This window comes from Armatimonas sp., from assembly GCF_964826245.1.
In genome coordinates, this window is record NZ_CBAYMC010000171.1 from 1 (window position 1) to 9,701 (window position 9,701).

11 protein-coding genes are annotated in these 9,701 nt (G+C 59.2%); 3 read left to right on the top strand and 8 right to left on the bottom strand.

Annotation, left to right across the window (positions count from 1 at the left end; translation table 11 throughout):
* A partial coding sequence (locus tag AC1XOS_RS15495) for a single-stranded-DNA-specific exonuclease RecJ (RefSeq protein WP_481963128.1) occupies positions 1 to 1,128 on the bottom strand: 1,128 nt, incomplete at its 3' end.
* A gap of 48 nt (positions 1,129 to 1,176) precedes the next feature.
* On the bottom strand, positions 1,177 to 3,789 hold the full coding sequence (gene secD, locus AC1XOS_RS15500) for a protein translocase subunit SecD (protein WP_481963129.1): 2,613 nt from the start codon (positions 3,787 to 3,789) through the stop codon (positions 1,177 to 1,179).
* A 109-nt stretch (positions 3,790 to 3,898) separates the two neighbouring features.
* Between secD and AC1XOS_RS15505 the strand changes: the two genes are divergently transcribed.
* The 3 genes from AC1XOS_RS15505 to AC1XOS_RS15515 all read left to right on the top strand — a co-directional run bounded on the left by AC1XOS_RS15505 (position 3,899) and on the right by AC1XOS_RS15515 (position 4,821).
* Positions 3,899 to 4,162, top strand: a complete 264-nt coding sequence (locus AC1XOS_RS15505) for an AbrB/MazE/SpoVT family DNA-binding domain-containing protein (RefSeq protein ID WP_481963130.1) — start codon at positions 3,899 to 3,901, stop codon at positions 4,160 to 4,162.
* The gene (locus tag AC1XOS_RS15510; RefSeq protein ID WP_481963131.1) at positions 4,150 to 4,479 is read left to right on the top strand and encodes a type II toxin-antitoxin system PemK/MazF family toxin; all 330 of its coding nucleotides are present in this window, start codon (positions 4,150 to 4,152) and stop codon (positions 4,477 to 4,479) included. Before AC1XOS_RS15505 ends, AC1XOS_RS15510 begins: the two co-directional genes overlap by 13 nt.
* A 105-nt stretch (positions 4,480 to 4,584) precedes the next feature.
* A complete protein-coding gene (locus AC1XOS_RS15515) occupies positions 4,585 to 4,821 on the top strand; it encodes a hypothetical protein (RefSeq protein ID WP_481963132.1) in 237 nt (78 codons plus the stop codon).
* Positions 4,822 to 4,884: 63 nt separating this feature from the next.
* On the opposite strand, the gene map is transcribed toward AC1XOS_RS15515, so the two are convergent.
* The 6 genes from map to AC1XOS_RS15545 form a co-directional block, all read right to left on the bottom strand.
* Complete coding sequence (gene map, locus AC1XOS_RS15520) at positions 4,885 to 5,694, bottom strand: type I methionyl aminopeptidase (RefSeq protein ID WP_481963133.1); 810 nt, start codon at positions 5,692 to 5,694, stop codon at positions 4,885 to 4,887.
* Positions 5,648 to 6,604: an ABC transporter ATP-binding protein gene (locus AC1XOS_RS15525; protein ID WP_481963134.1), complete on the bottom strand. Its 957-nt coding sequence runs from the start codon at positions 6,602 to 6,604 to the stop codon at positions 5,648 to 5,650. Before AC1XOS_RS15525 ends, map begins: the two co-directional genes overlap by 47 nt.
* Positions 6,585 to 7,025: a DUF6036 family nucleotidyltransferase gene (locus tag AC1XOS_RS15530; protein WP_481963135.1), complete on the bottom strand. Its 441-nt coding sequence runs from the start codon at positions 7,023 to 7,025 to the stop codon at positions 6,585 to 6,587. The genes AC1XOS_RS15525 and AC1XOS_RS15530 overlap by 20 nt, the downstream gene beginning before the upstream one ends.
* A gap of 159 nt (positions 7,026 to 7,184) precedes the next feature.
* Positions 7,185 to 8,294: a Gfo/Idh/MocA family protein gene (locus AC1XOS_RS15535; RefSeq protein WP_481963136.1), complete on the bottom strand. Its 1,110-nt coding sequence runs from the start codon at positions 8,292 to 8,294 to the stop codon at positions 7,185 to 7,187.
* Between the two features lie 56 nt (positions 8,295 to 8,350).
* On the bottom strand, positions 8,351 to 9,346 hold the full coding sequence (locus tag AC1XOS_RS15540) for a polyprenyl synthetase family protein (RefSeq protein WP_481963137.1): 996 nt from the start codon (positions 9,344 to 9,346) through the stop codon (positions 8,351 to 8,353).
* A partial coding sequence (locus AC1XOS_RS15545; protein ID WP_481963138.1) for a class I SAM-dependent methyltransferase occupies positions 9,343 to 9,701 on the bottom strand: 359 nt, incomplete at its 5' end. The genes AC1XOS_RS15545 and AC1XOS_RS15540, both read right to left, overlap by 4 nt.

A 9,701-nucleotide genomic window follows, 5' to 3' on the forward strand; every position in this document is an offset into this window, starting at 1 on the left:
AGCGATCCGCCCTGCGACAATTCCGACCAGGCCTTTGCCCCAGCGTGCCCGCGCCAGCACCAGCACCCGCCGGTCTTCGTGTGTCAGCGCCTCCGCGAGCGCTTCTTGCACCACCCGATCCGTCTCGGTGCGCCTGAGATCGTTGAGGGACTCGATCTGTGCGACAAGCTGCTCGGCTTCATCGGCATCTTTGGTGATCAGCAGCCGGTAGGCAAGATCGGCATCTTCCATGCGCCCAGCAGCATTGAGGCGTGGCCCGAGCTGAAAACCGATGCTCTCCGCCGTGAGGGGCTTGCCCTCCAGCCCGGCGCGTGCCAGAAGCAGCTTGATCCCGGTTTTCTTGCCCTGCGCCAAGGCTAAGAGCCCGTGCAGCACCAGAATTCGGTTCTCGCCTGCGAGCGTGCTGGCATCCGCGACCGTGCCCAGTGCGACCAAGTCCACAAAGTTGTGGCGGAAGGCTTGCAGGTGCTCGGGCTTGAGCCGCGCCGTGAGCGCGTCCAGCACTTTGAAAGCCACGCCTGCGCCACACAGATCCCGAAAGGCAAGCTCACCTGCATCTTCGCGGTAGGGATTGACAATGGCCACGGCATCCGGGAGAGTCGGGCCGGGCCGGTGGTGGTCGGTGACAATGACATCTATCCCCAGTGCGTTGGCATGGGCGACGGCCTCTAGAGCATTGACCCCACAGTCCGCCGTCATGATCAGGCCAGCCCCCAGCTCTTTGGCTTTATTGGCTCCGTAGACCTGGAAGTCATAGCCATCGGTGCGGCGGGGAACAAAGCCGACCACATTGGCTCCCAGACCGGTGAGGGCACGCAGGCAAAGCGCCGCACTGGTCACCCCGTCGGCGTCGTAGTCGCCATGCACAAAGATCTTCTCGCCCGTCTCAATCGCCCGCGCTAGCCGCGTAACGGCTTTGTCCACATCGGGCAGAACGTAGGGGTCGTGCAGGTCACTGAGATGCGGCGTGAGATACCGCTCGGCCTGCACCGTCTCCGTAATGCCCCGGTTGATCAGTAGGCGTGCGACCAGCGGCTCAACCTGAAGCGCCGCCGCGAGCGTCTGAACCTGCGCCTCATCAGGCACGGCAAGCCGCCAGTGGGCTTCAAGTAACGTTGGGGATGTCATAAAAAGCAAACTCCCGCCCTCCGAGCAAAGCCGGAAGGCGGGAGGGATTTATTTCTTACGCTTGGGGCCCTGTGCCCAGGCACCCGGTCGAGCAGGTGCATCGCTATCACCCGTGTCGGGCGTGGATGAGGGGAGTTCTTTACTGTCTCTGCTATCTTTGACCTCGGCTAGGCCCTGGCCCTTTTTCCCAAACTTGCGCTGCCAGTCAAAGACCAGCGGCGCGGCGTTGAAGATCGAGGAGTAGGTTCCCGAGAGGATCCCCACCAGAAGCGCGGCGTTCAGAGGTCGGATTACCGAGCCACCGAAGATGAGGAGCGCTAGCAGAGTGAGAACCACCGTACCACTGGTGAAGAGTGAGCGCGCAAAAGTCTCGTTGATCGAGTCGTCAATGAGATTTCCTAGATCGGCTTTCTCCCCTTTATGCTGGAGGTTCTCACGGATACGGTCGAAGATGATGATCGTGTCGTGAACGGAGAAACCAACCACGGTCAGTGCCGCCGTTAAGAACAGTGAGTCAATCTTCCAGTTGAGCAGCCAGCCTAAGAAACAGAAGACCCCAATGAGCACAGCGACATCGTGGAGCATGGCGATAATGGCCGCTACCCCAAACTTGATGCCGTTCTTGAAGCCGCCAATCGCGAATCGAAATGCGAGATAGACCACGATAAAGAGCGATGAGAGAACGATGGACGAGAGGGCGTTCTTGGTCAGCTCCTGGGAGATCGAGGCCCCGATCCGCTCAAAACCGCCCTTGGTGACACCGGGGAACTTGGCCTTGAGCTTCTCCACAAGGCTCTCGGCCTCACGGACGTTCATCTCTTGCTTGCCCGCTTCGGTCGGGACACGGAGCAGAACCGTGTTGTCACCGGCGATCTGCGCGGCAGCCTCTTTAAAGCCTGCCTCTGCCGCCGCACTCTCGACTTCGGCGCGGGTGACGGTTTTATCGAACTTGAGGGTGAGCTCGGAGCCGCCCGTGAACTCGATTCCCTGCTTGAAGCCGCCCATCACCGCAAAGGCGATCCCAGGGACGATAATCGCCAGCGAGAGGAAGTACCAGCGGAAGCGGGTCGCGACGATCTTAAAGTGCGGTCGCCAGAGGTTATTGACCCCCCATGCCTCCATGTTTACGGTCTTGTTGTCCCCAACCAGCAGCAGTAAGAACGAGCGGGTGACCGTGATGGCCGTGAACATCGAGAGCGCGACACCGATCATGAGTGTCAGGGCGAAGCCACGGACGCTCCCATTGCCAAGCTGGTAGAGCAGCAAGCTGGTCACTGCCGTACACATGTTGGAGTCAAAGATCGCGGAAAACGCACGCTGGAAGCCCGTCGTGATCGCGATCTTGAGGTTCTTGCCTGCCTTCAGCTCCTCTTTGGTGCGCTCGAAAATCAGAATATTGGCATCCACCGCCATGCCGACCGAGAGGATAAAGCCCGCGATTCCGGGGAGGGTGAACGTGACTGGGATGAGCACAAAGATCGCGTAGGTGAAGAGGGTGTAGAGCAAGAGCGCTCCGACCGCGACCACGCCGGGCAGGCGATAGACCCCGATCATAAACACCCCAACCAGCACGAGGGCGACCACACCGGCCAGCAGGCCGCTCTTGACCGCATCTTTGCCCAGGGTGGCTTCTAGGCTCTGCTGCTGGACGATATTAAGCGTCACGGGGAGCGCACCGCCATTGAGATAGTCAGAGAGCTGCTTGGCGTCTTTCAATGTCGCAAAGGGCTGGATCATCGCCTTGCCATCGGTGATGGGGTCGTTGATCTTGGGAGCCATCAGGATGCGGCCATCGAGGTAGATCATCAAGATCTCATCGGTGTGAGCCTTGGTGAAGGTCGCGAACTTCTCTTTTCCCTTAGGATTGAACTCCAGCTCGACAATGGCGTTGGTTCCATTGCCAAAGTTAGCACGGGCGCGGCCTGGGACAAGGTCTGAGCCATCGAGCTCCATGCGAGAAGCGGTCAGGAAGACATTGAACTGGGTGAGCTCATCGGAGAGGGCAGTGAGGGTCTTCAGGTCGCTGTCCTGCACCTTGACCGTCTCTAGGCCCGCGAACGAGCCGAGTGTATTGAGCGGCGCAGGCAGCGGCACGGGCTTGGCACCGGCACGCTCACCGGCATCCACGATGTCACGAAGTGCCTGGAGGATATGAAACGGGTCGCGGAAGGTCTTGTCGGTGGTCTTGTCCGTGATCTCGTAGCTCTCGCGGCTGCCATCGCCGGAGCGCTGAAAATCGTAGCGCCCGAGCTTGTTCTTCTCCGCCGTGTACCAGTCGGAGCTGTAGTAGAACTGAAGCTGGGCGGTCTTTTGGAGCTGATCCAGAATGTCTTTCTCGTTCTTGACGGCGGGAATCTCAACCACGAACTGCTTCTCGCCCTTGGGAGTGATCACGGGCTCGGCGACTCCATTGGAGTTGACACGGTTGTCGAGAGTCCGCAGCACCGAGGCGCGGGTTTCTTCATCCCACTTCTGGCCCTTGGGCAGCGTGTCAAGATTTGCCTCCAGCACCACGCGGGCACCGCCCTGGATGTCGAGCCCCAGCCTTGGGGACACTTTCTTTCCAAAGGCGCTATTGGGAGCCACAAGCGGCGCAAGGGTCACAGCGGCAGCCAGCAGGGCGAGGACGATAACAAGAAGAGCTAATTGTCTGGGTTTCAAAACATTTACCTTGTGCCCAAATTGACAGGCACCAAAGGCGCATTATACCAGATGATGCAAATAATGCGGGCTTGACAGTAGGATTGGACGGGGATACATTGTAATTACTATGGTGAAAACACGTCTCGTTAAGATTGGCAACTCTCAAGGTATCCGGATTCCCAAGCTCTTGCTGGAGCAAACTAAGCTCACGGATGATGTGGAGCTGACGGTGGAAGCGGGGCAGCTCATCGTGCGCGCCGCCCATCCTGTCCGCCACGGCTGGGACGCTCAGTTTCAGGCAATGGCAGAGGCAGGGGACGACGCTCTTCTCGACGGTGAGGCACTAGGACACACTCCCACAAACTGGGAGGCCGACGAATGGAGCTGGTAGTACGGCGCTTCGAGGTCTGGCTGGTGAACCTTGATCCGACTGTGGGCAGCGAGATTCAGAAAACCCGTCCCTGTCTCATCGTCTCCCCCGACGAGCTGAACCGCAATATCGCCACCGTGATCGTCGCCCCGATGACCACGCGTGGCAAGAACTACCCCACGCGCATCCCCTGCGAGTTCCAGGAAAAGTCTGGCCAAGTGGTCTTGGATCAGCTCCGCACCGTAGATAAAACCCGCCTCACGAAGCGCCTCGGCTCCCTCAGTGACGATGAACAACGCGCCGTCCTCCACGCCCTCGCCGAACTCTTCGCGGAGTGAGGTTCATGAGCGTCTCTTGCGCCACAGTATTGTGGCGCTTGTAGGGGATAGTTCCTATCCCCGAAGAGGAATCCGATAATCCTATTGGGGAGAGTGGTGGCACAAATGCGAGAATCAACAACGTATCAAGCGATCTTAAAAGAGGGTGAGGCCGAAGGACTCCGTAAAGGCGTTCTAGCAGGTGAGCGCAATGTCCTCATCCGTATGGCTTCCAAGCGTCTCGGCACTCCTAGCAACGATGCACTCAAGATGATAGAACTCGCCTCTGAGTACCAGATTCTCACTTGGGCAGAGTGGGTCTGGGAAGTCGAAACCTGGCCGGAGCTTTTGGTCAGCCGATAAACCTCTTTTACCAAATGTTCAACTAAAGCCGGAACACTCGTTGTTCCGGCTTCGTTGGGAGCGCTACTTTGGGGGGAGGGTCAGGATCACGGGGCCATTTTCGGTGACGGCGACAGTGTGTTCCCAGTGGCAGGCGATGGAGCCGTCGGCGGAGACGATGGTCCAAGGGTCTTCGTCAATGTGCGCGACGCCGTCTTTGCCAAAGACGACCATTGGCTCGACACAAAAGGTCATCCCGACCTGGATCACGGTCTTGTCCGCGTCGCTGCCGACAAAGCAGGGGACGTCCAAGCCGTCTTCGTGCGGCTCTCTTCCAATCCCATGCCCGACCAGCTCCCGCACCACGCTCATGCCGTTTTTCTCGACATGGCTCTGGATCGCCCAGGAGACATCGCGGATGGTGTTGCCCGCGATGGCTTTCTCGATCCCCAGATACATCGCCTCGCGGGTGACCTGGTTGATCTTCTTGGCCTTGGGCAGCACGCGCTTGCCCACAATCGTGCTGATGGTGGAGTCGGCACACCAGCCATCCAGCTCCGCTGTCATGTCCAGGCTCACCAGCTCGCCCTCGCGCACCTTGCGCTTGCGGTTGGGCACGCCATGGATCACCTCATCGCCCACCGAGATGCAGCTATTGTGAAGATACACATCGTCGGTCCAGGGCGGCTTGTAGCCAAAGAGCGCCGACTTTGCTCCAAAGCGCTTGAGCACCTCGCCCGCCACATCGTCGAGCTCGCCGGTGGTGGTTTTTCCCGGCACGATAGCATCCCGCATCGCACGTAGTGCCGCCGCCAGCGCGATTCCTGTCGCACGCATTGCCTCGATCTCACCGGGCGTCTTGAGAGTCCACTTCTGAGCCACTATCTGTCCCATCCTCCATTAGCCGGATAAACGCATCTTCTAGGCTCAAGCGGGCCGGGGTAACGGCGTGAACTTGTGCGCCGACTGCCACCAAGGCCGCTACCAGGGCAGAGATTTCGTCCGTTGCCACCGTGAGCGTGTTTCCCCGCTGCAAGACAGCCCCAAATCTCCCCGCCGCCTGAAGCTGCGTCTCCGAAATGCCTTCCAACTCTACCACAACCGAGGCCGGTTGCGCCGTCAGCTCGGCGAGCGTGCCTTGTTTAAGAATCCGCCCGCGCCGGATAATCGCGATGAAGTCGCAGGTCGTCTCGACTTCCGAGAGTAAGTGCGAGTTGAGCAGCACTGTGACTCCCTCGGCCTTGAGCGAGAGAATCAGCTCGCGGACAATGCGCCGCCCAATCGGGTCCAGTGCGCTCGTCGGCTCATCCAAGATCACCAATTTGGGCTTGTGCAAGACCGCCTGCGCCAGCCCGACTCGCTGCTGCATGCCTTTGGAGAAGGCTTTGAGCGGTGTCTTGGCTTTCTCCGCAAGCCCCACGCGCTCCAGTGCCTCCGGAATGCGCGCCTTTCGCGTCTTGGCATCGAGGCCGTAGAGCCGCCCGTGCAAGTCCAAAAACTCCGTCGCGGTGAGAAACTCGTGGAACTGGAATTTTTCGGGGAGATAGCCAATCAAGCGCCGCGTGTTGCGATCCCCAATGGGCTTTCCCAGAATCGTCCCCGAGCCGCTGGTTGGGCGGACATTGCCAAGAAGCATCCCAATGGTCGTGGTCTTGCCCGCGCCGTTTGGCCCCAGAAACCCAAAGACCGCGCCCTCTGGCACCACCAAGTCCAGCGCCTCGACAGCGGCCAAGGCCGCGCCAGGATAGATCTTGCGGAGCTTGTGGGTTTCTAGGGCAAGGTCATCAGGATAGGTTTTCGACATCGGCCAGATCCTGCATTCGCCCTGATGCTTGCTTGTTCTTTTTTAGATTTTCTAGGTCAATGAAAGGAAGCGTTAAGTCCCCGATTTGAATATCAATGTGGGAGGGGTAGCACGATTCAAAATCAATGCCCGAGAGCGAGTTTAGAATATCAATTCTATTGGGAGGATAGCCAAGCTGAACAATAGTATCTGGCTCCAGAAAATCTTCGGGTTTTAAATTGAGTGAGGAAAATCCAAACTCATTGAGAGCCTGAACTGTTTTTTGAGCATTCTGAGGATCAAGCCAGAGCCAGATATCAATGTCCTTGGTATAGCGTGGGTGACCATGCAAAGCGACTGCATAACCACCCACGATGAGATACCGAACCTGGTTATCGTTTAATGACTGTAAGAACTCTTTGAAGTCCTGACTGAGTGTCATTGTTGTGGTACTCGCATCGGATTTCTTCCAGAGCCGCTAGGCGTTTTTCATAGGATTGAGTCTGCCAGTACGCAAAGTCATTGCCTTGTTCTTTAAGACGGACTTTGCGTACTACCATTGCAATAGTACGTGGTGTGCTCATTGCGATTATTATACTGGCTAGCTGTCCAGCTCGCCGTCGGTGAGGCCGACGGGCAGGGCGGCGGGGCGCTCGACCGTGGTCTGCATGGCGTAGTGGGTGCTGCTCTCCGATGATGTGTGGAAGCCGATCATGGCCTCAAGCACATGGCAGGCAAGGTCACCTGAGCAGCGGTGCGCACGGCCTGTCTGGGCGGCAATCGCAATATCGGCGGCTCCGATTCCCCGGCTGTTCTCGCGGTAGCCATGAGTCAGCGCGATCTCTTCCCACTCTTCTTTGCCGCGCTTGAGCTTCACGGTGCCACCAAAGCCGTTCGGGTCGGGAACGGCGAGCGTGCCTTCGGTGCCGAAGATGACGATGGGGGAGAACGGGGGGACGCCGTAGACATCGAAGCTCTGAACGATCTGGGCAATCGCGCCGTTCTCGAAGTCAATCACGCCGGAGTAGTGGGTGGGAACTTCGACATCAATTACCGTACCGTTCAGCGGCTGGCTGGTGATCGTCCGCTGTGGGAACGTCGTGCGGGTGCTGCCGGTGAGGCGCTTGATGGGGCCGAGCATGTTGACTAGCGCGGTCAGATAGTACGGGCCCATGTCTAGCATCGGGCCGCCGCCGGGCTTGTAGTAGAACTCTGGGGCGGGGTGCCAGGTCTCGTGGCCGCGCGAGAGCATGGTTGCCATCGCAGCTACGGGCTCGCCAATTGCGCCATCGTCAATGAGCTTGCGGCAGGTCTGGTGCCCGCCTCCCAGAAACGTGTCTGGGGCGCACCCCAGTCGCAGATTTTTCTCTTTTGCCAGCGCTACCAGCCCTGCGCCCTCTTCAAAGGTGACCGCGAGTGGTTTTTCTAGGTGCACGTGCTTCCCCGCCTCCAGCGCCGCTTTGGTGACCGCGAAGTGCGCTTTAGGAATCGTCAGGTTGATCACGATCTCAATCTCCGGGTCGGCGAGAAGCGCCTCTACCGAGAGCGCACGGCAGCTGTTTTTCTCCGCAGCTGCCTTGGCGCGGTCAAGATCGAGATCCGCGCAGGCGGCGATGGAGAGAGTCGGGAAAATCTTGGTGGCATTGAAGTAGGCCCCGGAGATCGCTCCGCAGCCAATAACACCAAACTTTACAGGGCGCAGGTCAGACATAGCCTCAAGTTCGACAAGGGAGACATGCCCTCCTCCCAATCCTGGGAGGAGGGCTCCTACCGATCCCGTGCGACGACGTACTTTGCGAGGGTTGTCAGCGCATCGCGGTAGGGGGACTCGGGGAAGCGCTCTAGCTCAGTGAGGGCGCGGGTCATGCGTGCGTTGGCCTCGGTGCGGGCGACTGCGAAGCCACCGTGACGCGCAATCGTGGCGGTGATGTCGGCAACCTCGGAGTCCGTCAGTGCTTGACCGCGCTCCAGGATGGCGAGAAGCTCGGTCTTGGTAGTCGCGTCGCAGTGGGCGAGGGTGTGGATCAGCGGGAGTGTCACGCGGCCATCTCTGAGATCCGTGCCCAGCTCCTTACCGGTCTGCTTCGGGTCGCCTAAGAAGTCTAGCAGATCGTCGGCGATCTGAAACGCGATTCCTAAGTGATGCCCATAGGCACGGAGCGCTGCCGTTTCCTGCTCCGTTCCGCCGCCCATCAGCCCGCCTGCTTCGGTGCAACCTGCCAGAAAACGCGCCGTCTTACGCTCGATCACCTGCTCGTAGGTCGCCAGATTCAGGTTCCAGTTGCGTGCCACCGCTGCCTGAAGCACTTCGCCTTCCGCCATCGCAATCGTCACATCGGCAAAGAGCCGCACCAGCGCAAGATTCTCTTCATCGCGTGAGAGCAGCCAGATCGACTTGGCAAGCAGAAAGTCGCCGGTCAGGATCGTGATGCTATTGCCATAGATCGCGTTGGCGGTGGGCTTCCCTCGGCGCTCTGGGGCTTCATCCACCACATCGTCGTGCATGAGAGTCGCCATGTGGATCAGCTCCACAGCAGCGGCGGCGGTGTAGGCGCGGTGGGTGTCGAACGTACGTCCCACACAGCGAGCGGCCAGAAGGGCAATGGCGGGGCGCAGACGCTTGCCCCCTGAGAGCAGTGTATGCCCGGAGATGGCTCGTACTTCCCCAATATCGGAGCGCGTCTCCGCCAGTAAGCACTCCTCAACTTTGGCTAAGTCGTCTTCAATGCACGCAAGTAACCCTTCAGGGCGAGTGGCTGTCATTTTTTTATTCCTCGGTGGATCACCACCGTTCCAAAGTTCAGATCGGTAATCTTGACGGAGTGCATACCTGCCTCCTCCATGAGCTTGGCGAGTGCCTCGCGGGAGTGGAAGGCATCAATGGAGGCTGGGAGATAGGCGTAGGCGCTCCGTCTGCCGGAGATGATCCCTCCGATAATGGGCATGAGCTTCTGGTAGAGGCCATAGCCCCACGCAACGAGAGGATTGGTCGGGCGATTGAACTCCAGAATCACCACGCGTCCGCCGGGCTGTGTCACGCGCGCCATCTCCGCCAGCCCCCGCTGAATATCGGCCACGTTGCGGATCCCAAAAGCCACGGTCACGGCGGCGAAGTGCG